Raw genomic sequence first — 22817 nt, forward strand, 5'->3', positions numbered from 1 at the left:
TCCTTGCAAACTTACAGCCCTTTTTTAAGCATTGCCTCTACAAAATCTGCGCTGATTTTTGCACTTGATTCCAAAAACTCATCAAAGCTCACATCTGCCTCACCATCTGCACTATCGCTAATAGATCTCAAAATACAAAAAGGAATTTTAAGCAAATGGCACACATTTGCCACACTTGCACCCTCCATTTCCACAGCATCTGCTCCAAAAGTCTCAATCAGCCATTTTTTCTTTTCAGCACTTGCAATAAAGCTATCTCCACTTGCAATAATCCCCTCATGCAGCCCAATCCCCATTTCTTGAGCCACCGTCTTGGCCAAAGCATTGAGCTTCTGATCTGCCTGGATATACACACTACTTTCAGGGATAAACCCCAAAGGATGACCAAAAGCGCTGATATCAACGTCATATTGGCACAGCTTATTTGCAATCACCAAATCTCCCACCTTAAGCTTTGGACTCAATCCGCCAGCTACTCCACTAAAAATCAATTTCTCTGCTCCAAAATGTAAAATCATTGTGCTAGCACTTAGGGCAGAATGAACCTTACCAATTTTGCTATAAGCCAAGATGATCTCATATCCCTCAGCCTTCACAAGATAATAAGTATTTCCTCCCACCTCCTGCACAGAATAATGAGGATATTTCTCTAAAAATGGCGTGATCTCCTCCCTCATCGCACTCAAAATTGCAACTTTCATCTATACCCCCTCACTTAAAATTTCAATGCTCTCTTTAAGAGTTTGAGAATCCGAAATGCTTAGCGTTGGCTTTGTGCTCAAACGTTTGTTTAGCCCCTTAAGCACATTTCCATGCCCAAACTCAATATATCCATCAACACCCTCATCGATTTTTCTAATTCCTTGTTTGTAAAACACAGGAGCAATTAGTTGTTGGCTGAGGAGCTTTTTTGCATCTTGCTTAGTTGAATAAAGTTCATTTGTAGCATTAGAAAGAATAGGACTACAAAAAGAATCTATTAACATCTCTTCAAGCAAGCCCTCAAACTCTCCCCTCATTTCCTCCAGCATTGGACAATGGCTTGCTACAGACATTGGCAAAAGCATTGCACGCTTGGCTCCAAGGGCTTTGATCTCTGCTTCACTTTCACTCAAATCTTTTTTCCTGCCTGCCAAAACAATCTGTCCATCTCCATTATAGTTGGCACACCAAATCTCACGTCCTCTTTCTCTTGCTTGTTTGCTCCATGATTCTAAAATCTCATCTTCCAAGCCCACAATCACCATCATTCCAGCATCTTTTCCTTCACAAACCTGAGTCATCATTTTCCCTCTAAGATGCGTAAGCTTAATGCCATTCTCAAAACTCAAGCCTCCAGCAATACTTACAGCACTCAGCTCACCCAATGAATGCCCCAATCCTAGTTGAAAGGAAAGAGGAAATTCACTTTGAAAAATTTTGTGTGCGATATAGCTCACTAAAAAAATAGAGGGCTGTGTCCATTGTGTTTGATTGATCTCATCATTTTCCTCAAACAAAAGCTTTGTCATATCTTTTTGCAAAAGATCACTTGCTTGCTCAAAACATTCCTTTGCAATCGAAAAAGAACGATAAAAATCTCCCCCCATTCCTTGGGCTTGACTTCCTTGCCCTGGAAAAATAAAAGCGTATTTTTTCATCAATTTTCCACCTTTGATAAAGTTAGAGCTGGAAGTCTAGCACAAAGTTATTTAAAACAATTTTTTTGAAAAATCTGTCATTTTTTAGGAAAAAAACGGTAGAATTCCAATCCTCTCAACTAGATGAGAGATTGGTTGGACCGGTGGGTGAGTTGGCTGAAACCACATCCCTGCTAAGGATGCGTAGCCGCAAGGTTACCGAGGGTTCGAATCCCTCCCTGTCCGCCATTATTTTTTCTTCTGAGCTAAGTAAACCCCAAAGATAATGACAAAGATTCCCAACATTTCAATCCAACCCAATTTTTCTTGCAAAAACACATATCCCATAGTTGCCGCTACAACAGGAGAAAACAAGAGAAGAAGAGAAGAAACTTGAGCAGGGATTTTTCCCATAATATATCCAAAAAACCCTTGTCCCAAAATCTGCCCACACACTACAATAGCAAGCATAATCCCCCATGTTTTAGCATCTTGAGGGATAGAAAATCCTTCAAGATGCCACCCCAAGCCTAGCAAAACAAGACTTGAACCTAGTGAAGCAAAGAAAAACAGATGCATTGTGCTGTATTTCTTACGCAATCCAAACACAAGGGCTAGAAAAACACTATAGCAAACCATACTGATAAAAGCAAAAAGATCGCCTAAGGGCGTGGCAACACTCTCTCCGCCTTTCCCTTTCACTAACATCACAACACCCAAAAACGAAACACAAGCACCAACAATAAATCCCGACTTGACCTTTTCTCCAAAAAATATCGCTCCAATTGGCACTAGGATAAAGCACACCAAAGAGGCAAAAAGATTCACATTAGCCACACTTGTGCGATGAAGTGCAAGATTAAAAAACACTAAATCAAGCCCAAATAACACTCCGGCAAACACCATTAGTGCCATATCTCTCCAAGGAGTTTTGAAGATATTTGTTTTTTTTAAAGCAAGCAATCCAAAAATGGGCATTGCCAAAGCCACGCGATAAAAACCCACCATAATTGGAGAGAGATCAATCATCTTTACAAGGACACTTGCATAAATAATAAATGATTCGGCCAAAAGCGCAAGAAATACAAATCTCCATTCAAATGCCATAACTTTCCTTCCAAAACATGAGAATCTTAAAATGACTGGGAATTTAAAGGCGTATCTTAGCACTTACATTCTTGCTTTGAGAATGGAAACAAAATGTCAAACTTTAATCACCAATATCACAAAGGCTGCATCTATTATCATCTAGCAATAAAATAAGTCCAACAAATATTCCTCTCAATAATTAACACACCTCTTATTGAAAGCTCAAGATACCAATATCAAAAGCCTTGCGCAATCTTTGTGTCAGTTATTTTGCAACAAAAATTTCTTAGACACACAGCAACAGAGCCACATATACGATAATATCTTTCCACATACACAAAAACCACAAAGATCTCTTCAAATACGCAAACTACAACTAAGTTTCTTTAGAAAAATTAGGAAAATATTTTTATCAATTCTCTAAAAGAGATGAAATCTATTAAATAAAAAATAATATTTATAAATACTATATAGATTTTGGAGTTTATCATGAAGAAAGTTTTCTGTATCACATTGATTGCAATACTTCAGGGTTTTTGTTTTGCTGGAAATATTGCAGATTTTAATACGACTGGTTATAAAAAATTTTATAGTGGAAATGAGGCAATTACTTGGTGGAGTAATCTCTACAATGGATTGAAACTTAGTGAGGAAGAGAAAAAAACAATCTATAGCTATACCTATGGAAATTTTGTTGTCATCAATAACAAATTGCGTTCAGGAGATCCTCTATCTTCACTAAGTAGCGAACAAAAACAGATGGTTGCAATCCTTGATAAAGCCCTATCAAAAACAATTATTTTTGAAGACACTCTCACTTATCGATATGAAGATCTTTCATTTCTTTCAAGATTGCTTGGGCAAGATGTTGTTTTTAGCCACATTTATAAAGATGGAAAATTTCTAGATTCTGCTAAAAGCTACCTTGATCCCATAAAAAGCAAAAGATACCAAGACTATGGCTTTATGTCTACCACTCTTATTAGAAATAGTGTTTTTCAACATCGCATCGTAGAATTAGCCATCAAAGTTCCAAAATATTCTCTTGCAATGTTTGTATCTATCAAGGGTTTAGCTGCGTTTTCTACTCAATATGAATTGCTTTTTCCAAGAGATAGAATCTTGACAATTGAAGACTATAAAATATCTGAGGATAGGAAAAAGATCAGCATTCTTGTTGCAATGGATGGACCCTGCTATTTGGGAAAACCTTGCATCATGAAAAAAGCAGATAATCTAAGACAACCACCCAAAGAAAATAAGCTTAACATCAGCACTAAGCAAGAAAAAAGTGGGCAAAATTAGACCGATGACAAAAACAGGGGTGGATAGCTTCTCAGACTTCAAAACCAAGTAAAATCATTGGATTAATTAGATAGGTTGGTTCCTATAAAATTCCTTCCTAGTTCCTTACAGCACTCAAACACGCTAAAGCTCCCAGCTGCAGGATCTAGCACGATATCCCCTTCTTTTGTGCATGATTGTATGAGTGCTTTTTGCAAGCCTTTGGGTTTGCTATGAGGATGGAGCTTGATCTCCTCTTGAGGGAGCTTCTCACTCCAGACATCGCGGATATTATGAAGATTCCAAGTGCCTTTGGCTTTGATGGGTTTTTTTTGCAAGACTAGCAAATACTCACTTTGTCGCCTTGTGCGATAACCCATCCCCATCTTGCCCTTATCCCAAGTGATGAGATCCACGCTCTGAAAACTTGTCCCCTCTAGCCATTCCCGCACACCCTCACAAAGATGAAACTTATCAATCCAAAGCATCAAATAACTGCTTGGCTTTAACACCCTGTGAATTTCTATGATAAAAGCAATAATGGTTTCTTCACTCATTTGCACAAGCTCCGATCTGCCCTTTTGCCTCTCTCCCTCATTGCCATATTTCATCTTGTCCAACACCCCACGATATTGAGGATCAAAGAAAGCCAAGGCAACACTTTCATTTTCAATCTGTGAAAGAAGTTTTAATCCACAAAAATCAAGCTTTTGATTTAGCAAATTATTCATGCCAAGTCTTACTCCAATTTACTTTTTAAAATATTTCTAATTGCCTCAATCTTTAAAATCTCATCAATGAAAAAATGAAAATTTTGATTACATGCTTTTTGTCTTTCCGAGTTAATTTCATTCTTATCTAAACCCAAGTACATACAAAATTCACTTCCCGTGATTGCATCTTTCTCTTCGATATGCCCCTTAAATCCCTCAACAATTTTTTTATGTTCTTCTTGATTAAACATACATACCCCAATCCTTGAAACCCAAGGATATGCAAGTTTTCCATTTAATGCATCCGAATATTTTTTTAGATTTAACACTTCACCTTGAGCCTTTTTGGTGTCAAAGTTATCTCCGTCTTTTAATTCAAGAACAATGCATTTTTGATTGAGCGAATCAACAATGAGAAAATCAGGTTCAGTAGGTTTTTCTAAGTTAAGATAAGGAGTTACATACTTCTTAAGATTCTTTTTTGAGACAATCCAAGCTCCACCACTAAGTGTTGCATTAAAAATATTGGGTATTTCATTTACGCTAAGTTGCGAAGCGATTTCAGAAATCGCATTCTCCAAATATGTTCCTGCGCTTATTGAGGTTGCATGAATGCGACTAATTAACGCCCCCAATTCATTATCCCCAAAAAGCCGAGAATAAGCCCCATCACTTCTCCCCTCTTTACTTTTTGAAATCAATAACTTATCAAACTCACTTTTTTTCATTTTTATCCTTACTAAATTATAAAAAATTAGTAACCATCAATAGATACCAACCTCAATATCTAAAAAATTATTGATATACCTATCTAGGTAAGCTTGAATATCATTAGAAATAAAATTATCTTAAACAATAAACTCCATTTCCAAGGAAATCTAGATATCCCCTATCTCTCAAAAATTGTACTTGTTGGCGAATTTTGGCTTGAATATTATTATTTTGAGGGTACTTTTGTTGTAACTCTTTCCCATAAACATACAAATCAGATAATGAAAAAACATTCTTTTTTAACTTCTCAATACAATGCATAATATCAAAAATCCATCCTTTAGATTTTTGAGTTTCAACGAAAACAATATTTTGATACTTTTTTAAAATCCTCTCTCGACTCTCTATCTTGTAGTTCTGGATGTAAAAGAGTTTTCCGCTCTCGGGAATCTGATCCAATAAGATATTGCATCCAACCCACCCTGCTCTTTTTGCTGTTAGAGCTAAAGGTTTTCTCTGTTCAATAATCCGAGGTGTAAAAAAGAAATTTGGAATGGCAAAAAAATTTTTAATCCTCATCTTAGAATCATAATTAAGAAAGAAGAAATCAGGATTTGTATTTGATGTAATTCTAGAAATCATTGTCGTATAAGCACCATCATTGATTTTTGCCCCCACTTTTCCATTTTTTGCTTTGAGTTCAAAAATCTTTCCACAATATTTGCAATAAAAATCTGCAACGGGAGAATTGTTGGGGCATTGCCCCAAAGCACCTGCACATTGAGGACAAAAACCATAATCCTCTACCCATTTTTCAGTCACATTCCTAATGATTTGTGACTTATTTTTATATCCCTTCCCAACACTTAAATCAAGAGTTTGCAACATTTCCTACTCCCACTCAATTGTACCTGGGGGTTTAGAAGTGATATCATACACTACGCGATTGATTCCCTCTACTTCATTGATGATGCGATTAGAGATAGATTCCAAAAGCTCATGAGGAAGATGGGCAAAAGTCGCTGTCATCCCATCTAGAGCTTCCACTGCACGCACGCAGATCGTATTATCATACGTGCGATTATCTCCCATCACTCCTACGCTCTTAACATTTAAAAGCACGCAAAAGGCCTGCCACACCTTATCATAGCATCCACTCCTATGCAACTCTTCCAAAAAGATCGTATCTGCCTTGCGCAATAGCTCCAAATCCTTGCTATTGACTTCACCCATGATACGGATAGCAAGCCCAGGTCCAGGGAAGGGATGTCGCATAAGCATCGATTCGGGCATCCCAAGCTCTCTTCCAAGCGCCCTCACCTCATCTTTAAATAGCTCTCTAAGTGGCTCGATAAGCTCAAATTTCATCCAATCAGGCAATCCCCCCACATTGTGATGAGATTTGATGGTTTTACTTGGCCCTTTGACACTCACAGATTCGATCACATCAGGATAGAGCGTGCCTTGAGCAAGGAATCTAATCTCTCCATTGCTATTATGCTTCTTAGCTTCAGCTTCAAATACTTCAATAAAAGTTTCTCCGATGATTTTGCGCTTCATTTCAGGATCTCGTACACCCTTAAGTTTGCCTAGGAAAATCTCACTTGCATCCACAGTAATCAGTGGCACACCAAGATTTTCTCTAAACATCTCCTCCACCGCTTCTCTCTCACCGGCTCGAAGCAATCCATGATCAACAAACACAGGGATCACCCTCTCACCAATCGCACGATAAAGCAATGTCGCCACCACACTAGAATCCACCCCACCACTCACCGCACAAAGCACCTTACCATCTTTGGCGATCTCTTTGAGTTTGACAATCTCTGTTTCTGCAAAGTGATGCATATTCCACTCTGTGTTTGCTCCACAGATTTTGACTGCAAAGTTTTTGAGCATCTCCCCTCCGCACTCGCTATGCACGACTTCTGGATGAAACTGCAGGGCATAGATTTTCCGCTCCTGATGAGCAATCGCGCAATAATGCGTATTGCCACTTTTTGCAAGTTCTATAAAGCCTTGTGGGATTTTCTCGACTTTATCTGCATGACTCATCCATACAATGCTCTCTTGCTTCACCCCCTCAAAGATTCCTCCCCCACTCATTAATTCAAGTGTAGCTTTGCCAAACTCTTGATGTTCCGCCCTCACAACACTCCCACCAAAAAAATCAGCGATATATTGCATTCCATAACAGATTCCAAGTACAGGGATTCCAAGATCAAATACACCACAATCAGGCTTATATGCCCCCTCTTCATACACACTTGCCGGACCCCCGCTCAAAATAATCCCCTTAGGTTGCTTAGCTCTAATACTCTCTAGACTTTCAAAATAGGGGACGATCTCGGTATAAACACCAAATTCACGCAATCTTCTTGCGATGAGTTGTGTATATTGACTCCCAAAATCCAATACCAAAATTTCAATCTGCATCCATTTCACCTTTGGAAAAAAATAATGTTGTAATTTTAATTTGTCCTTAGGGGTTTTTGGAATCTTTTAAAAGAAATTTTCCAAACATTTTTTCACATTTCACAAAAACTCATCCATATTGTGTTACAAAATATCCTCTAGTTCATTTCATTGATTACTTTTTTAAATCCCCCCAAACAAAAACCCTCTACCTTAAGATACAACTTCCTTGATTTCAACACAAAGGAACACAAATGAAAGCCAAAACAATCATACTCTATCTCCTTTTAGGAGCAAGCCTTCTATTTGGAAAACCCACAATCTACATTCTTGCTACAGGAGGGACGATTGCTGGAGCAGGAACAGGCAAAGATGCAACTACCTCAAGCTATGATTCTGGAAAAGTGCTAATTCAAACCATATTACAAGCCCTCCCTGCCGATGAGATCAGTCAATATGCCAATCTCAAGAGCGAACAAATTCTCCAAAAGGGAAGTCAAGATATCACTCCATCTGATTGGATCACAATCGCAAAGCGTGTCAATGATCTCCTTCAGCAAAAAGACATCGATGGGATTGTCATCACGCACGGGACAGACACTATTGAAGAAACTGCGATGTTTTTGCAACTTGTCATCAAAAGCAACAAGCCTGTTGTCTTAGTTGGAGCAATGCGACCATCCACTGCAATCAGTGCAGATGGACCTAAGAATCTTTTTGATGGGATCGTTTTGGCAAGCTCTCAAGAATCTAGAGGAAAAGGGGTTATGGTGACAGCCAATGGAAATATCTTCAGCGCTTCAGACATAACCAAATCCAATCCCGTGCATCTAGATACATTTAAACCCGCAAATATTGGAATCTTGGGCTATATGTGGAATAATCAACCCTATTTTTTAAGAACATCTAATCAACTCCACACACTCAATAGCCAATTTGACATCTCCTCCATTACTTCTCTCCCGCGCGTTGATATTATTTATGGTTATGCGGGACTAGATGAAAAGGCAGTGGAGGCGAGCATTCATTCTGGAGCAAAAGGGATCATCATCGCTGGTGTAGGAAATGGAAACATCAGCACAAGTGCGCAAGAAGTCCTCATTCAAGCAAGCAAAATGGGAATCAAAGTCGTTCGAGCGGGCAGGATGATCTATGGTCCTGTGACACAATGGGGAGAAGTGGATGATGAAAAATATGGCTTTATTACCTCATGGTGGCACACTCCACAAGCTGCAAGAATTATTTTAATGCTTGCGCTACAAAATGGCTTTACAGAGGTCCAAAGCATTCAAAAACTTATGCTCCAATATTAGCCCAAGGAACTTCCTAAGGGCTACCTCTCCCTCCAAGCAACAAAACTTATCATCCATTCCGCACACCACGCCACAAAACCAAGCATAAAAAAAGCATATCGCGCATTAAAATTTGCATCATGAATTAAAGAAGAAGAAAGGGTAAAGACACAGATTCCCAAACCCAAAAAAACTAGGTTGCAAACTTCAAAAAATCCCAGATTGCATCGCCTTTCCTTCAAAACCAATCCAAGCAAAACTAGAATACTCCCCAAAGCAATCAAATCAAGATAAAAGATCCAATGCTCCTTATGAAAATAGCTCTGCAATGCGCATCCCATCAAAATATAGATCATAACATTCAAAGATGGACTCAACCTTTGCAAAACCCTCCCCAGAGGATGTAAGCTATTGGGAAAATATCTCAAGAGCACACATCCCAAAGGAATGAGTAAAAAAAAGATATAAAAAAATCCACAAACCATCATCTCTCCCAAATGATCCCAAAACACTTCCTCAAAACTTCTCAAATGCTCTTGTATTAAAACCAACTCCAAAAGAGAATGACTTTCTTGTTTCTCAAAGAGGCTAAATACAAATAGATATACAAACAAAAGGCAGAGTCCCAAAATGATCCACATTTCACAAGATTCCCGCTGGTCTCTAGAATCTCCATTGATCAATGCATACAGACAAATCAAAAACCCCAAACAATATAAGAAATGCAAAAAAAGATCAAAAATACGTCCATCTTGGCTAAAAAGCAAAAAAAGCTGAGAAAATGTCACTGAAAACTGCGAAACGATCAAAGACAAAACAACCAACACAAAAAAGCAAAAGAATAAATATGCAAAAAATGGAGCAACAATCTTTTTTATCAAATTTACACCTTATGGGTTTTTGGCAAAATACCCAGCAATTCCATCTGCAATACCCTTTGCAAGAAGTTTTTGATATTCTCGATGAGTGATTCTTCTTCCCTCTTGTGGATGAGAGATATAGCCTATCTCAATCAAAACTGATGGCATCAACGCCCCAGCTAATACCCAAAAAGGTCCCTCTCTCACTCCTCCATCCAAAACTTGAGCATAATCTTGACGCAACGCATTTAAGATCCCCCCTTGGATATCAATTGCAAGCTTATTAGATGCAATCAAGCGATGCGCATTGATAAAGTTTAGAAAGGTTTGTTTTGAGAAATAATTCATCACCTCAATGCTGTCTTTATTTTCTTTTTCTGCCACTCTCCTTGCTCGCTCACTTCGTGCCGTTGAAAGAAAGTAGGTTTCGACACCATTGGCTGTTTTTGAGGAAGTTTTTGGGACAGAATTTGCATGGATTGAAACAAACAAATCCGCCCTTTGATCATTGGCAAAATTTGTCCTCTCTCTCAATCCTAGATACTTATCAGCATCCCTTGTCATATAAACTGCATAGCCTCTCTTAATAAGCTCATCTTTTAAAAGTCTTGCTACAGCCAAAGTTACAACCTTCTCACAAACCCGCAAAACACCAAGAGCTCCACAATCCCTCCCCCCATGTCCTGCATCAATCACGATACGCTTTTTAGGTCTTGCCTGTTGGATCTTCCCTGCTTGCTTAGCTTGCTTTGGGGTTACAGGCTCCTTTTGAATCTTTTGCTTTGATTTTAATTCAATATAGAGATTTTTTTGGGAAAACCGAATCTGATAGTGCCTTTGCTGGATAGCCTGCAGTATGATACGCGCAGTTGTTTTATTGTATTGGGCAATCTGTATGCGAGCCTTATTGGGAAAATTGTAATTTTTCTTTTGTGTTGTCAAAATTCCCTTGATATCGACAATGCTTCGATTGGCAGAAAGACTATATTGTTTAAGATCACTTGAAGTTACCTCGCGATTGAAAGTAACCTTGATGTGTCCCTCTCCAAAGGGGACAACCTGAAGTATTTTGAGTGCTTGAGTTTTAGCACAAATGACAGACAAAAAAACAAAAAAGAAAGCAATGAAAGATTTCACTTACTTCACTAGCTCACTGAATAGTTCTTTCACAGAAATAATTTTTTTGATTCTATGACCATTGGCTCCTGTAAAGAAAAGTCCATTTTGCATATCCCCCTTATATCCTGCACCCAAAGAATCTGCGATGCAATACCCCACAGCCTTTGCTTCAACTCCTCTATTGCAAGGACTCACACAATTGCTAACACATCTTATTTTTGGAGCATTTCCCTCTTTGAGGCGTTGCAAAACTCCTGTTTTGATCGCTCTTGCAGGATATCCCACAGGAGATTTAACAAGCTCAATATCCTCCTCATTGATCTTTGGCATAATCTCACGATAAGCTTTTGCATCACATTCAAAAGTTCCCAAAAATCTTGTTGCCATCTGCACACCACTTGCTCCAAGGGCCAAAAATCGATTAATATCCATTCGATCCCAAATCCCTCCAGCAGCGATAATAGGGATATTTCCCCACTTTTTTGCTTCTTCCAAAACCTGTGGGACGATATTTTCAAGCTTATTTTCTTCCTTAAAGCAATCCTCATAAGAAAAGCCTTGATGCCCTCCGCTCAAAGGACCTTCCACAACAACCGCATCAGGAATCTTCTTATGCTTTGATTCCCAACGCTTACACAAAATCCTCAAAGCCTTCGCCGATGAAACAATGGGCACCAAAGCCACATCAGGAAAGTTTTTTGTAAATTCAGGCATTGACAAAGGGAGTCCGGCTCCAGTTACAATCAAATTGGCACCAGCCTCACACGCATCCCTTACAACACGCCCATAATCATTGATTGCATATAAAATATTGGCTCCCAAAGGACTTTGACCGCAAATCTTTCTTGCGTTTTTGAAAATTTCATTCAATGCTTTTTTTGAATAAAAATTGAGTGTTTCAAAAGGTTTTGATGCTACCAGCTTCTCAACAAATTCCATTTGTTTGTAGTATCCTGTCCCTACACAGCTAATAATCCCTAATCCCCCTTCTTTTGAAACATTTCCGGCTAGATTATCCCAGCTAATCCCAACCCCCATACCTCCCTGAAAAATAGGATATTTAATCGTGTGTTTCCCAATTTTTAATGGCCCAAACTGCATTCTAATCCTTAATAATAATTTTTGAAAATTTTCTCTTTCCAATTTGAAAAATATATTCACCCTTTTGCATTTTCAAATCTATATCTAAAACTTTTTCTTGATTGATTCTAAAACCTCCTGATTGAATATCTCTTCGAGCTTGAGAGGTAGAAGATGACATTTGACACTCTTTCAAAATAGCACAAACCCACTCTCCCTCTTTAAAAACAAAAGAGGGAATATCACTTGGAATCTCATTTTGGCTAAAAACTTGATCAAAGCTCTCTTTGGCTTCTTTTGAAGCACGTTCTCCATGATAACGCTCCACAATCTCCAAAGCCAAGACTTCCTTAGCGTGCTTAGGATGAAAACTACCTTCCTTCACGCCTCTTTTGATTTCTTCAATCTCATCTAAGTTCTTTGTGCTCAAAAGCTCATAATACTTCCACATCAATTCATCAGAAATACTCAAAAGTTTGGCATACATTTCTTTTGGAGCCTCTACAATCCCCACATAATTCCCCAAACTCTTGCTCATCTTTTGAACCCCATCCAACCCCTCCAATAAAGGCATAAGAAGTACAGATTGCTCTTTTTTGATTCCATATGCCTTCTGCAAAGTTCTCCCCATCAAAAGATTGAACTTCTGATCATTCCCGCCTAGTTCTATATCACTTTGAAGCACAACAGAATCATAACCTTGAAGCAAAGGATAAATAAATTCCACCAAAGAAATAGGCTTGCCTGCCTTGTAGCGTTTTGTAAAATCATCGCGCTCAAGCATTCGTGCTACAGAGAACTTTGAAGTCAATTCAATCATTCCAGCACTTCCAAGATTGTTTAACCAAAAAGAGTTGAAACAGATTTCTGTCAGATTAGAATCTAAAATCTTAAAAACCTGATCGCGATATGTTTGGGCATTGATTCTTACCTCTTCTTCACTTAAAGGCTTACGTGTTTCATTTTTGCCTGTTGGATCACCAATACGGGCTGTAAAATCTCCAATCAAAAATTTGACAAAACCACCGTGTTTTTGAAGAGTCGCAAGCTTTTGAAGCAAAACAGTATGACCCAAATGCAAATCGGGTGCAGTTGGATCAAATCCCGCCTTAACGACAAATCGCTCTCCAGTCTCATAAAATCGCTTCACCAATGTTTCAATATAATCTAGGGCAATAATCTCATTTGTCCCGCGACAAATATCTCTCAATGCGTTTTGAACCTGCATCTTTTTCTCCAAATTACCGATAAGCATCTTTTAAATTTTGGAATTCTACAATTTTATATTTACTGGATATCCCATTTTTCAGCTCTTTGGCGATTTTAGAATCAACTTCTACATCTACCTCAAAATGTGTCAAAAATTGATCTTGATAACCCTTATAAAAAATCCCTGTCAGATTGCACCCATATTTTGCCAAATCCGTCAAAAATCGCGCAAGAGCCCCTCGCGTATCTTCCAAAATGATAACAATTTTATATTTAGCCCCAATCTTGCCTGTCCAATCTACAAAAACCATCTTTGTATTTTCTTGAATTTTCGCCTTTTCACAAAGCTTATGATGAATAAGCACCTTTTGATTTTCCAAGATTCCCATTACCTCATCGCCCTGTTTAGGATAGCAACAATAATCATACAAAATACCATCAATAGGCTTATGGCTTAAAATTTTGAGATTATCAATCTCATATTCTTGAAGCTCCCAATTCAAATAACGCAAACGCGACAACAAAGATCCACTTTTATAAAAATATTCCACCAATTTTTTGCTTGCATCTTTTATCTCAGCTTCGCTAAGGATTGCATTGGGGTTGATCCAGTTTTTTGAGAGTGCTGATTGGATTTGAGCATAGGTTTTGCCAAAAAAAGTCTTCAAAATTTGCATCACAATCAAAAGATTAATTTCTCTCAATTTGTTTTGACAACTAATTCTGATTCTATTCTTTGCCTTAGAAGTCTTGACAAGATCAATCCAAGAACAACGCATTCCGCTTGTCTCCCCCGTCACAATACGCACAATATCTCCATTTTTCAATCGTTCTAGCAAATTAGCCTTTTGATGATTGACATATGCTCCTATCGCACTCTCTCCAAGCTCTGTATGAACAGCATAGGCAAAATCAAGCACAACAGACCCTGCAGGAAGTGAATAAACATCTCCTCGAGGAGAAAAAACAGCAATATCTTCGCGATACAAATCACTTTTTACAAGTTCATAAAACTCTCCAATATCTTGATCTTTGTATTCAATATTGCTTAGCCAATCAAGAGAAATTTGATTCCCCATCTTGTACTTCCAATGTGCGGCCAATCCAAACTCTGCACTTTTTTGCATATCAAATGTGCGAATCTGCACTTCAAAAATTGAACGCTTATCAAAGACGGTCGTATGGATTGTCTGATATCCATTTTCTTTAGGGATTGCAATATAGTCCTTAAACCTTGAAGTAATGGGCTTAAAGTGCAAATGCACAAGCCCCAAAACACGATAACAATCAATTGAATTTTGCACAATGATTCGAATAGCAAGTAAGTCTAGTATCTCTTCGACCCCCACGCCCTTACGCTGCATTTTGAGATAAATCGAATAAGGACGCTTAAGGCGACTTTGGATCTGAAAACTCTCCTCTTGAAATCCTTCAAGCACAAGAAGATTCTTCATTTTTTGCACAAATTCTTCTAGTTTCCCCTTCAAAATCAAATGATTTTCACCCAGAAATGCCTGAATCTTATTGTGCTCCTCACGCAAGAGATAATAAAAACTGCGATCTTCTAAAGCATTTTTGATTGAAGAGATTCCCAGTCGATAGGCAATTGGCGCATATACAACAAGAGTCTCCTCAGAAATTTTTCTTTGCTTTTGCTCACTTAGCGCATCAAGAGTAAGCATATTATGCAAACGATCACAGATTTTGACAAAAATTGCCCTCACATCCTTAATAGAGGCGAGCAAAACCTTGCGAAAAGAAGAAGCCTGAGCCAAGATTTTTGCATCCTGAATCCCCTTGGGAATATTCTCCTCTCTTAGCTCAACAATCTTGGTCAATGCATCAACAATTTGAGCCACCTCATCGCCAAACTCACATCTCACTTCATCAAGAGAAAAATGCGTATCCTCTACCACATCATGCAAAAGAGCAGAGCAAATCATCGCCTCATCGCCCCCATAATAAGCCACAATACAAGCAACACAAATAGGATGCACTGCATAAGGCTCGCCACTTTTGCGATATTGCTCTTTGTGAGCACCAATTGAAAATTCAAGTGCTTTTTGGATTCGTGAAGTAACGGGGGTTAAAGAATGAAGTTTTTGCAAAGAAGAGGAAATTTCTTTGCAAGAAGTGACAAATGAAAAAAGATCCAACTTATCGTCTCAAGTTTGCATCAATACCTGTAAATGCAATTTTATCTTGGGCAATTTCCATCATTGCAATATCTGCAAGCTTGTGAATCTTGAGATCAACACCATCTACAAGAGGCTTTGCTCCATTGCTAAGCTCTTTTGTTCTTGCAAAAACAAGATTGGATAAAACATAGCGATCGTTCCCAGTTTTCTCTAATGCTTTCGCTGCTATTTCTTCTGTTCTCATTTTTTTCCTTTTTTCTTTGAATTTTAACAAAAAGTTTATTTGACTATCGAACAATACCCATCTTGTCCTTTGATAATCTTCAAAAGATTCCCACGCTTAAACATATTGCAAACCACAATAGGCAATCGATTATCCTTAGCCAAAGCAATCGCTGTATCATCCATCACCTTAATATGATCTTTAAGCGCATCATCATAGCTTAGCTCTTGCAACATCACAGCATCACTATATTTTTTGGGATCCTTATCATACACACCATCAACTTTTGTCGCCTTGATCACCATATCAGCCTCAATCTCTACTGCCCTTAAAATGGCCGCTGTATCTGTCGTAAAATAAGGATTCCCTGTTCCTGCACTAAAAATCACCACGCGCCCCTTTTGAAGGTGTCTAATTGCGCGTCTATAAATATAAGTCTCACAAACCTCTTTAATCTCTACCGCACTCTGAACTCTTGTATCAATTCCAATATGCTCAAGCGCTTCTTGCATGGCAATTGCATTAATCACGGTCGCAAGCATCCCCATATAATCTCCACTTGTTCGTTTAATCACCCCAGCCTCACTTGCGCTCACCCCACGGATAATGTTTCCCCCGCCAATCACAATCCCCACTTCAATCCCCTCTTTTTTCAAAAGCTCAATTTCTTGAGCAATAAAGCTCAAAATCTCACTATCAATTCCAAATCCCTCTCCACCTGCCAAAGCCTCGCCAGAAAATTTTACCAACACTCGTTTGCTCATGAATTTGTTCCTTTCAAAAATAACAAAGAGAATTTTAAAGCAAATTTCAATTCTTAATTAAGAGTTTTGCGTTTTCCATCTCAAAACAAATCTGCTTCCTTTTTGATATTCACTCTCTACTTCAAGAGCAATTTCAAATTCATCACAAATTTTTTTTACGATACTTAACCCCAGCCCAAATCCACCTCCGCTGTGCTCCAATCGCTCATAACGATGAAAAATCTTTTCCAAATCTTTGGCCCTGATTCCATATCCACTATCTTGTATTGCAAGAAGAGGACCCCTTTCATCCTCTCCTACAAAGATTTGGACTTCTCCTCCTTTTGGCGTGTATTTGTAAGCATTGCTCAAAAGATTATCCAAAACCAAGGTCATTGCTTTTTGATCAATCATTGTTCTCATAGGAGAAAGTGTTTTGACGATCTCAATACGCTTTTGCTCAAACAAAAAGGAGAAAAAATCAAGTCGCTCCATTACAAGCTCTTCTATTTTGACATTCCCAATCTCTTGTTTGGGATTCCCAAATGAGCTATACACCAAACTATGATAAATATTCTCAATTGTTTTTGCAGAAATTTGAATATAGCGAAGTTTTTTCTTCTCTTCTTGGGGAATCTTATCTTGATTGATACGCTCAATACTCATCTGCAAAACACTTAAGGGAGTATTGATCTCATGCGTTGTATCTTTAATAAACTCATCTAAATCGTGAATTTTTTGATACAGTGGGCGCAAAGATAAGCGCACCAAGAAATATCCTACAGTCCCCATCATCAAAATAGCACATCCAAAAATACCCCAAACTTTGAGACGCAGATTCCACAATAACCCCTCGATATTCCCCCCATCAATCACTACCCTAAAGGCTTTATCCGCCCCCTTATTCCCTCTCCCAAAAGATGACACATAGTATCCATCAAAAGAAGTGTCCAAAAACTCTGGGATTCCATATGAATTCAGCACCACATGATTGTTGATAATAAAGATTCCATTTTCTTGTGGGATTTCATCTGGAGAAAACTTCATATTGTCATACACCAGCTCGCCATTCTCTCCAAAAACCATAATCCGACGCTTTCTATCCAAAGAAATCTCTTGCAAAACTGATTTTTGAGACTCAAGATTCTGCAAATTGGCATATTCCTCGCGTTTTGCCAAGACATTGATGAGTCTTTTAGCTAGCTTGTCAATCTTATAAAACGACTGAGTTTTGATTGCATTCACCTCGCCAAAATACCATGTTCCAAAAATTACACTCAAGAAAAATGCGGTGCTAACTAAATAAAGAGACAAGATCTGCAACGTTGTTTTTTTGACCTCATTCATAGCAATATCCATAGCCTCTCTTGGTTTTAATTCTGTCCTTACCAATATAGATCCGCAAATTTTTAATATAGACACGCAAAGATAGAAAGCTTGGCTCCTCATAACCCCACAAACGATAAGAAATATCCTCTAAAGTCAAATATTTCCCCCTATTCTCAATCAAATATGCAAGAAGCTCATTTTCTTTGTTTGTCAAAGGCAATAGCTCTTGATCGCGATATAAAAGCTTTTGAACACAATCAAAATACACACCCCCGCCAAACTCAATCCAATACGAATTTTCTTTTTTGAGCAATTTTTGAATACGCAAAAACAACTCTTCAAGCTCAAAGGGTTTTTTTAGATAATCATCACATCCACTCTCATAGCCTTCTTGTAAATCGCCAATAGCATTGAGTGAGGTTGTAAAAATTGTGGGTGTCTGAATCTTGTGCTCACGCAAATGGCGCAAGAGAGAAAAGCCATCTCCCAATGGAACTTTGACATCAAAAATAAAAAGCTCGTATTGTTGATTAAGCGCCTTTTCTAGTGCCTCATCAGCGTCATTTACACATTCAACTTCAAACCCCCTAGAGACAAGAAATTCTTCCATTATTTCCATAAGAAAAACATCATCTTCTAAAAGCAAAATCATTCTCTTCCCCAATTTTCTCAATCAATTATTGCAAACTCAAATAGCCCACAATACAAGCAACAAAAAATCCTAAAAACATAACACTCAAAGCCTGTTTTCTTCGTTTATTACAAAACTTTGTCATCACAAGTCCAGAAAAATAAAAAACAAGCATCGAAAAAGCAAAGCCATAAGCCAATACATCAAAATACCATTTTGCTTTTCCCTTATGCAACATAATCAAATTTCCCAAAAGACTTCTTTTGATAATCTCTACCTTAAGCCCATCTTTATCACTTTGAATACTCGCACTATAGCTCGCACTCCCCATGATTAAAGTGTTATTTTTTCCTTTTTTGAGCTCGGTTTGTAAAATAGGCTTCAAATGATTTTCAGATAGCCACCGATTGATCACATTGGGAATCTCACTTTTTGGAATCATTGGGGAGGAAAAACTCCAAACTTTTGCACCACTATCCTGATTGAATCCACTCAAATAAAAAGCACCTGTCACGGCATATAACAATGCCAAAGGCAAAAAGAATAAGCTTAAATTGATATGGATGGTTCGAAACACTTTTCCCATCTTGTCTCCTTGTTTAAAAATTGGAAGCCATAATCATTATCAAAATTTGTAAATTTTTTATGAAATTATGAAAATTGGTGGCGACCCCTAGAAGATTTGAACTTCTGTGTCTACCTAGAAAGGGTAGTATCCTTGGCCACTAGATGAAGGGGTCAAACAAAAAATATGGGGAAATCAAAGAAGTGGCGGAGCGGACGGGGCTCGAACCCGCGACCCCCTGCGTGACAGGCAGGTATTCTAACCAACTGAACTACCGCTCCAAATCAAAGTGGTGGTCGCTACAAGACTCGAACTTGTGACATCTACCTTGTAAGGGTAGCGCTCTACCAACTGAGCTAAGCGACCAACTTTGAAGAAAAATTATCTGAAGTCAAAAGTGGTGACCCCTAGGGGACTCGAACCCCTGTAGCCACCGTGAAAGGGTGGTATCCTAACCGCTAGATGAAGGGGCCACTGCATTTAACTATCAATAAATGGTGACCCGTGTTGGATTCGAACCAACGGCCCACTCCTTAAAAGGGAGTTGCTCTACCAGCTGAGCTAACGGGTCATCTCATAGCTAAATACTGAAAACCAAAAGCGGGATTATAATCACAAAAATTCTAAAAGTCAATATATTTTCAAAATTTTTTTATTGAAATTTTAAAAAACACACATTTTCTCAAGATTTTTATTTCATCAATACAATTCTTTCTCAAAAACAATCAATCCATATAACATTGATTTAGCAAAGGGGACAAAATGAATTTGGAATTTTATCTTATCGGAATTGGAGCAATCTTATTTATAAGCATTTTTTCAAGCAAGCTTTCGACTAAATTTGGCATTCCTCTTCTTTTGATCTTTTTGATTCTTGGGATGCTTATGGGGAGTGAGGGGATTTTGGGAATTGAATTTGACAACCCCCAAACAGCTCAAATTATAGGAACGATTGCACTTTTGTTTATTTTATATGATGGAGGATTATCTACGAATTATTCTCACATCAAACCTATTCTTCTTGAGGGTTCTCTTCTTGCAACCTTTGGCGTATTGATTACTGCTTTGGCAATTGCATTTTGTGCGCACTTATTTCTTGATTTTACGCTTTTAGAATCATTTCTTTTGGGCGCAATTGTCTCATCAACAGACGCAGCCGCAGTCTTTTCGATCCTCAGAGCCAAGAAACTTGCACTCAAAAACAATATTGGCAATGTCTTAGAATTAGAATCTGGAAGCAATGACCCTATGGCTATTTTTCTAACACTAACCATTCTCAATCTAATTGGAATCCAAAATTGGGAAGAATTCTCGTTTTGGATGCTTGCTTGGGAATTTATTTTGCAATTTGCGCTTGGGATTGGACTTGGTTTTCTCTTTGGAATCCTTTTTCCTAAAATTTGCCATTTTGCCAAAATCAGTCATGCCAATCTTTATGCACTCCTTAGTGTTGCTTGGCTTCTCCTAATGTATGGCTTTACCTCAAGCATTGGAGGCAATGGCTTTTTATGTATTTATATTGCAGGCATTCTCATTCATCGCAGTGATTTCCCCTTCAAACAAAATGTCTTGGATTTTCACGATACCCTTGCTTGGATGATGCAAATTATTGTCTTTTTGGTATTAGGACTTCTTGTATTTCCTTCAGAACTTTTCAATGAAGCGATTCCTGCGCTGATCCTAACCTTTCTTCTTATCTTTTTTGCACGCCCTCTTGGCGTCTTTTTATCTCTCATTAAGAGCCGTTACAATTTCAAAGAAAAATGTTTTATTTCTTGGGTTGGATTAAGGGGTGCTGTGCCTATTGTGCTTGCCACATATCCCTATCTTGAAGGACTTCAAAAATCACACCAAATCTTTAATATCGTTTTTTTCATGGTATTTATTTCTGTTTTTATTCAGGGCATGACACTTTCACCTCTAGCTAATAAACTCAAAATCATAGAGGAGTAGTGGAACACCAATTGCTTCTTTTGCAAAAACAATTCTAAATTTATACGGAGCAAAGGAATGCAAAGCGGTTACTACAGCGCAACAGGGGGGATGGTGACACAATTTAATCGACTCGATATGATTGCCAACAATCTTGCCAATCTCAATACCAATAGCTACAAAAGGGACGATGTCGCTATTGGCGATTTCACAAGGATTCTTAAGGGAGAGCAAGATGAACTTCCTATCGAAAATCACACAAAAGAGGCTGCTAATTTCTGGAATCGAGCAATGGATAAAGTCCCACTAATAACAGAACAATATACCGACCAAAGAGTTGGAACATTGATGCAGACAGACAACGAACTAGATTTTGCCCTCAAAAATGAAAATGCTTTTTTTGCTATTCAAACTCCCGATGGCATTCGCTACACACGAGATGGGAGTTTCAATATCGATTCTGAGGGGAATCTAGTCACCAAAGAGGGCTTTAAAGTCCTCAGTCGCAATTGGATTGATCATGAAGGAGGTATCACTCTCAACCCTTCAATGCAGGCTATTTTTAGCCCTAGTGGAAATATCACAATGAGAACCCCTGAGGGAGAAATCATCGAAGCAGGATCTGTAGGAATCGTATCTTTTGCCAACCCCAAATATCTCAAAAAAACAGGTAGCGGACTTTATGAATATGTCGGTAAAGATTTATCCAAGGACAGATTTCTCTATCAAAACAATGATGATGTTTTGGCTCAAGGCTTTATCGAGAAGAGCAATGTAAATGCTGTGCTTGAAATGACTAGCCTCATAGAAACAAATCGACTTGTAGATATGTATCAAAAAGTGATGAAAACCCATATGGATGATCTCAATTCCGAAGCCATCCAAAAACTAGCCGTTAGAGCATAACCAAATAAAGGAGAAAAAATGATTCGAGCACTACATACAGCCACAACAGGAATGCTAGGACAGCAAATGCAAATTGATACAACATCAAACAATATTGCCAATGTCAATACAGTAGGATACAAAAAACAACGCGCAGAATTTAGCGATCTCCTCTATCAAACAATGCAATATGCCGGCACAAACACAAGTGATAATACTGTTTCTCCTACGGGGATTGAAGTCGGACTTGGAGTTCGCCCTATCGCAATTTCTAAAATGTTCTCACAAGGAAGCTTGAAGGAAACAGAAAACAACCTTGATGTTGCTATTGCAGGAAAAGGATTTTTCCAAATTCAGCTCCCAGATGGAAATATTGGCTATACACGTAGTGGAAACTTCAAAGTCGATTCCACTGGAGCAATCGTGGATAGTAATGGATATCGACTGATCCCAGAAATTACAATCCCTGAAGGAACAACCCAAATTAGCATTGGAGGCGATGGAACAGTCAGTGCAGTTCAAGGAAATCAAACAGATGTAGAAGTATTGGGACAAATTGAGATTGTCAATTTTGTCAATCCTGCAGGACTCCATTCTCTAGGGGATAATCTCTATCTCAATACCAATGCCTCAGGCGATCCTATTGCAGGTGTAGCTGGTCAAGGTGGTCTTGGGCAACTCAAGCAAGGTTTTATTGAGCTAAGCAATGTAAAGCTTGTTGAAGAAATGACAGATCTTATCACTGGACAAAGGGCATATGAAGCAAACTCCAAAAGCATCCAAACAGCCGATGCAATGCTCCAAACAGTCAATCAACTCAAACGATAATCTCAAAAAATAAAAAGGTGGGGGAAATATTTTAGATCTTATTTGCCTTATTATTTTTATCAAACCGCCCATCAATGGCAGACAAATCCCAAGCTTCCCCTAGCTTCTAGAAAATTATTTGTCCATTTTTTTCACAATAAAGTAAAATTATT

At 38.3% G+C, this 22817-nt stretch carries 22 protein-coding genes and 6 tRNA genes; 6 read left to right on the forward strand and 22 right to left on the reverse strand.

Annotation, left to right across the window (positions count from 1 at the left end; all coding sequences use genetic code 11):
* Nucleotides 1–11: 11 nt before the first annotated feature.
* Together LW137_RS06055 and fabD are read right to left on the reverse strand one after the other, a co-directional pair.
* The gene (locus LW137_RS06055; protein ID WP_233034269.1) at nucleotides 12–701 is read right to left on the reverse strand and encodes a 5'-methylthioadenosine/adenosylhomocysteine nucleosidase; all 690 of its coding nucleotides are present in this window, start codon (nucleotides 699–701) and stop codon (nucleotides 12–14) included.
* A complete protein-coding gene (gene fabD, locus LW137_RS06060; RefSeq protein WP_233034271.1) occupies nucleotides 702–1640 on the reverse strand; it encodes an ACP S-malonyltransferase in 939 nt (312 codons plus the stop codon).
* Nucleotides 1641–1777: 137 nt separating this feature from the next.
* On the opposite strand from fabD, the gene LW137_RS06065 reads away from it, so the two are divergent.
* Nucleotides 1778–1868: transfer RNA gene (locus LW137_RS06065), tRNA-Ser, on the forward strand.
* Here the strand turns inward: LW137_RS06065 and LW137_RS06070 are convergent.
* On the reverse strand, nucleotides 1869–2726 hold the full coding sequence (locus tag LW137_RS06070) for a DMT family transporter (protein ID WP_233034273.1): 858 nt from the start codon (nucleotides 2724–2726) through the stop codon (nucleotides 1869–1871).
* A 471-nt stretch (nucleotides 2727–3197) separates the two neighbouring features.
* Here LW137_RS06070 and LW137_RS06075 point away from each other — a divergent pair, with 471 nt between their 5' ends.
* Entirely contained in the window at nucleotides 3198–4013 is an 816-nt protein-coding gene (locus LW137_RS06075; RefSeq protein WP_233034280.1) for an ADP-ribosyltransferase, read from the forward strand.
* Between the two features lie 62 nt (nucleotides 4014–4075).
* On the opposite strand, the gene LW137_RS06080 is transcribed toward LW137_RS06075, so the two are convergent.
* The 4 genes from LW137_RS06080 to guaA form a co-directional block, all read right to left on the reverse strand.
* Nucleotides 4076–4723 carry a DNA-methyltransferase gene (locus LW137_RS06080; RefSeq protein WP_233034281.1) on the reverse strand — a complete coding sequence of 216 codons (648 nt, stop codon included), beginning with the start codon at nucleotides 4721–4723 and terminating at the stop codon, nucleotides 4076–4078.
* Nucleotides 4724–4731: 8 nt separating this feature from the next.
* Nucleotides 4732–5433 carry a hypothetical protein gene (locus LW137_RS06085; RefSeq protein ID WP_233034282.1) on the reverse strand — a complete coding sequence of 234 codons (702 nt, stop codon included), beginning with the start codon at nucleotides 5431–5433 and terminating at the stop codon, nucleotides 4732–4734.
* Nucleotides 5434–5548: 115 nt separating this feature from the next.
* Nucleotides 5549–6304: a DpnI domain-containing protein gene (locus LW137_RS06090; RefSeq protein ID WP_233034283.1), complete on the reverse strand. Its 756-nt coding sequence runs from the start codon at nucleotides 6302–6304 to the stop codon at nucleotides 5549–5551.
* A 3-nt stretch (nucleotides 6305–6307) separates the two neighbouring features.
* Nucleotides 6308–7852, reverse strand: a complete 1545-nt coding sequence (guaA, locus tag LW137_RS06095) for a glutamine-hydrolyzing GMP synthase (protein WP_233034284.1) — start codon at nucleotides 7850–7852, stop codon at nucleotides 6308–6310.
* 233 nt (nucleotides 7853–8085) lie between these two features.
* On the opposite strand from guaA, the gene LW137_RS06100 reads away from it, so the two are divergent.
* A complete protein-coding gene (locus tag LW137_RS06100; RefSeq protein WP_233034287.1) occupies nucleotides 8086–9144 on the forward strand; it encodes a type II asparaginase in 1059 nt (352 codons plus the stop codon).
* Between the two features lie 20 nt (nucleotides 9145–9164).
* Here LW137_RS06100 and LW137_RS06105 read toward each other — a convergent pair whose 3' ends face one another.
* The 15 genes from LW137_RS06105 to LW137_RS06175 form a co-directional block, all read right to left on the reverse strand.
* Nucleotides 9165–10004 carry a hypothetical protein gene (locus tag LW137_RS06105; RefSeq protein ID WP_233034291.1) on the reverse strand — a complete coding sequence of 280 codons (840 nt, stop codon included), beginning with the start codon at nucleotides 10002–10004 and terminating at the stop codon, nucleotides 9165–9167.
* Between the two features lie 9 nt (nucleotides 10005–10013).
* Nucleotides 10014–11087 carry an N-acetylmuramoyl-L-alanine amidase family protein gene (locus LW137_RS06110; protein WP_233034293.1) on the reverse strand — a complete coding sequence of 358 codons (1074 nt, stop codon included), beginning with the start codon at nucleotides 11085–11087 and terminating at the stop codon, nucleotides 10014–10016.
* Between the two features lie 33 nt (nucleotides 11088–11120).
* On the reverse strand, nucleotides 11121–12203 hold the full coding sequence (locus LW137_RS06115; protein WP_233034295.1) for a nitronate monooxygenase: 1083 nt from the start codon (nucleotides 12201–12203) through the stop codon (nucleotides 11121–11123).
* Nucleotide 12204: 1 nt separating this feature from the next.
* The gene (tyrS, locus tag LW137_RS06120) at nucleotides 12205–13410 is read right to left on the reverse strand and encodes a tyrosine--tRNA ligase (protein ID WP_233034297.1); all 1206 of its coding nucleotides are present in this window, start codon (nucleotides 13408–13410) and stop codon (nucleotides 12205–12207) included.
* A 13-nt stretch (nucleotides 13411–13423) separates the two neighbouring features.
* Nucleotides 13424–15547 (reverse strand): RelA/SpoT family protein, encoded by a 2124-nt coding sequence (locus tag LW137_RS06125; protein ID WP_233034299.1) that lies wholly within the window; start codon nucleotides 15545–15547, stop codon nucleotides 13424–13426.
* Nucleotide 15548: 1 nt separating this feature from the next.
* A complete protein-coding gene (locus tag LW137_RS06130) occupies nucleotides 15549–15773 on the reverse strand; it encodes a DNA-directed RNA polymerase subunit omega (protein WP_233034301.1) in 225 nt (74 codons plus the stop codon).
* 35 nt (nucleotides 15774–15808) lie between these two features.
* Nucleotides 15809–16516, reverse strand: coding sequence for a UMP kinase (gene pyrH, locus LW137_RS06135; RefSeq protein WP_233034302.1), 708 nt, complete (start codon nucleotides 16514–16516; stop codon nucleotides 15809–15811).
* A gap of 57 nt (nucleotides 16517–16573) precedes the next feature.
* Nucleotides 16574–17842, reverse strand: a complete 1269-nt coding sequence (locus tag LW137_RS06140; RefSeq protein ID WP_233034303.1) for a sensor histidine kinase — start codon at nucleotides 17840–17842, stop codon at nucleotides 16574–16576.
* A complete protein-coding gene (locus LW137_RS06145; RefSeq protein WP_233034304.1) occupies nucleotides 17835–18476 on the reverse strand; it encodes a response regulator transcription factor in 642 nt (213 codons plus the stop codon). The genes LW137_RS06140 and LW137_RS06145 overlap by 8 nt, the downstream gene beginning before the upstream one ends.
* Before the next feature lie 25 nt (nucleotides 18477–18501).
* Entirely contained in the window at nucleotides 18502–19041 is a 540-nt protein-coding gene (locus LW137_RS06150; RefSeq protein ID WP_233034305.1) for a PepSY-associated TM helix domain-containing protein, read from the reverse strand.
* Nucleotides 19042–19119: 78 nt separating this feature from the next.
* Nucleotides 19120–19195: transfer RNA gene (locus LW137_RS06155), tRNA-Glu, on the reverse strand.
* Between the two features lie 29 nt (nucleotides 19196–19224).
* Nucleotides 19225–19301, reverse strand: a tRNA-Asp gene (locus LW137_RS06160).
* Nucleotides 19302–19310: 9 nt separating this feature from the next.
* A tRNA-Val gene (locus LW137_RS06165) sits at nucleotides 19311–19386 on the reverse strand.
* 32 nt (nucleotides 19387–19418) lie between these two features.
* Nucleotides 19419–19493: transfer RNA gene (locus tag LW137_RS06170), tRNA-Glu, on the reverse strand.
* A 22-nt stretch (nucleotides 19494–19515) separates the two neighbouring features.
* A tRNA-Lys gene (locus LW137_RS06175) sits at nucleotides 19516–19591 on the reverse strand.
* A gap of 191 nt (nucleotides 19592–19782) precedes the next feature.
* On the opposite strand from LW137_RS06175, the gene LW137_RS06180 reads away from it, so the two are divergent.
* From LW137_RS06180 to flgG, 3 genes are read left to right on the forward strand one after another with little or no spacing between them, the layout of a single operon-like run.
* Nucleotides 19783–20973 (forward strand): potassium/proton antiporter, encoded by a 1191-nt coding sequence (locus tag LW137_RS06180; RefSeq protein WP_233034306.1) that lies wholly within the window; start codon nucleotides 19783–19785, stop codon nucleotides 20971–20973.
* 57 nt (nucleotides 20974–21030) lie between these two features.
* Nucleotides 21031–21858, forward strand: a complete 828-nt coding sequence (locus LW137_RS06185) for a flagellar hook-basal body protein (protein ID WP_233034311.1) — start codon at nucleotides 21031–21033, stop codon at nucleotides 21856–21858.
* 18 nt (nucleotides 21859–21876) lie between these two features.
* On the forward strand, nucleotides 21877–22665 hold the full coding sequence (gene flgG, locus LW137_RS06190) for a flagellar basal-body rod protein FlgG (protein ID WP_233034317.1): 789 nt from the start codon (nucleotides 21877–21879) through the stop codon (nucleotides 22663–22665).
* Nucleotides 22666–22817: the final 152 nt, after the last annotated feature.

Source organism: Helicobacter kayseriensis, from assembly GCF_021300655.1.
Classification (GTDB): Bacteria; Campylobacterota; Campylobacteria; order Campylobacterales; family Helicobacteraceae; genus Helicobacter_G; species Helicobacter_G kayseriensis.

Bases quoted from the DNA above. Each gene is read 5' to 3' on its own strand.
- tyrS (WP_233034297.1), bottom strand. From the start codon at position 13,410: ATGCAGGTTCAAAACGCATTGAGAGATATTTGTCGCGGGACAAATGAG.
- LW137_RS06055 (WP_233034269.1), bottom strand. From the start codon at position 701: ATGAAAGTTGCAATTTTGAGTGCGATGAGGGAGGAGATCACGCCATTT.
- LW137_RS06130 (WP_233034301.1), bottom strand. From the start codon at position 15,773: ATGAGAACAGAAGAAATAGCAGCGAAAGCATTAGAGAAAACTGGGAAC.
- LW137_RS06075 (WP_233034280.1), top strand. From the start codon at position 3,198: ATGAAGAAAGTTTTCTGTATCACATTGATTGCAATACTTCAGGGTTTT.
- LW137_RS06150 (WP_233034305.1), bottom strand. From the start codon at position 19,041: ATGGGAAAAGTGTTTCGAACCATCCATATCAATTTAAGCTTATTCTTT.
- LW137_RS06145 (WP_233034304.1), bottom strand. From the start codon at position 18,476: ATGATTTTGCTTTTAGAAGATGATGTTTTTCTTATGGAAATAATGGAA.
- LW137_RS06100 (WP_233034287.1), top strand. From the start codon at position 8,086: ATGAAAGCCAAAACAATCATACTCTATCTCCTTTTAGGAGCAAGCCTT.
- guaA (WP_233034284.1), bottom strand. From the start codon at position 7,852: ATGCAGATTGAAATTTTGGTATTGGATTTTGGGAGTCAATATACACAA.
- LW137_RS06185 (WP_233034311.1), top strand. From the start codon at position 21,031: ATGCAAAGCGGTTACTACAGCGCAACAGGGGGGATGGTGACACAATTT.
- LW137_RS06085 (WP_233034282.1), bottom strand. From the start codon at position 5,433: ATGAAAAAAAGTGAGTTTGATAAGTTATTGATTTCAAAAAGTAAAGAG.
- fabD (WP_233034271.1), bottom strand. From the start codon at position 1,640: ATGAAAAAATACGCTTTTATTTTTCCAGGGCAAGGAAGTCAAGCCCAA.
- pyrH (WP_233034302.1), bottom strand. From the start codon at position 16,516: ATGAGCAAACGAGTGTTGGTAAAATTTTCTGGCGAGGCTTTGGCAGGT.
- LW137_RS06140 (WP_233034303.1), bottom strand. From the start codon at position 17,842: ATGAATGAGGTCAAAAAAACAACGTTGCAGATCTTGTCTCTTTATTTA.
- flgG (WP_233034317.1), top strand. From the start codon at position 21,877: ATGATTCGAGCACTACATACAGCCACAACAGGAATGCTAGGACAGCAA.
- LW137_RS06180 (WP_233034306.1), top strand. From the start codon at position 19,783: ATGAATTTGGAATTTTATCTTATCGGAATTGGAGCAATCTTATTTATA.
- LW137_RS06080 (WP_233034281.1), bottom strand. From the start codon at position 4,723: ATGAATAATTTGCTAAATCAAAAGCTTGATTTTTGTGGATTAAAACTT.
- LW137_RS06090 (WP_233034283.1), bottom strand. From the start codon at position 6,304: ATGTTGCAAACTCTTGATTTAAGTGTTGGGAAGGGATATAAAAATAAG.
- LW137_RS06070 (WP_233034273.1), bottom strand. From the start codon at position 2,726: ATGGCATTTGAATGGAGATTTGTATTTCTTGCGCTTTTGGCCGAATCA.
- LW137_RS06115 (WP_233034295.1), bottom strand. From the start codon at position 12,203: ATGCAGTTTGGGCCATTAAAAATTGGGAAACACACGATTAAATATCCT.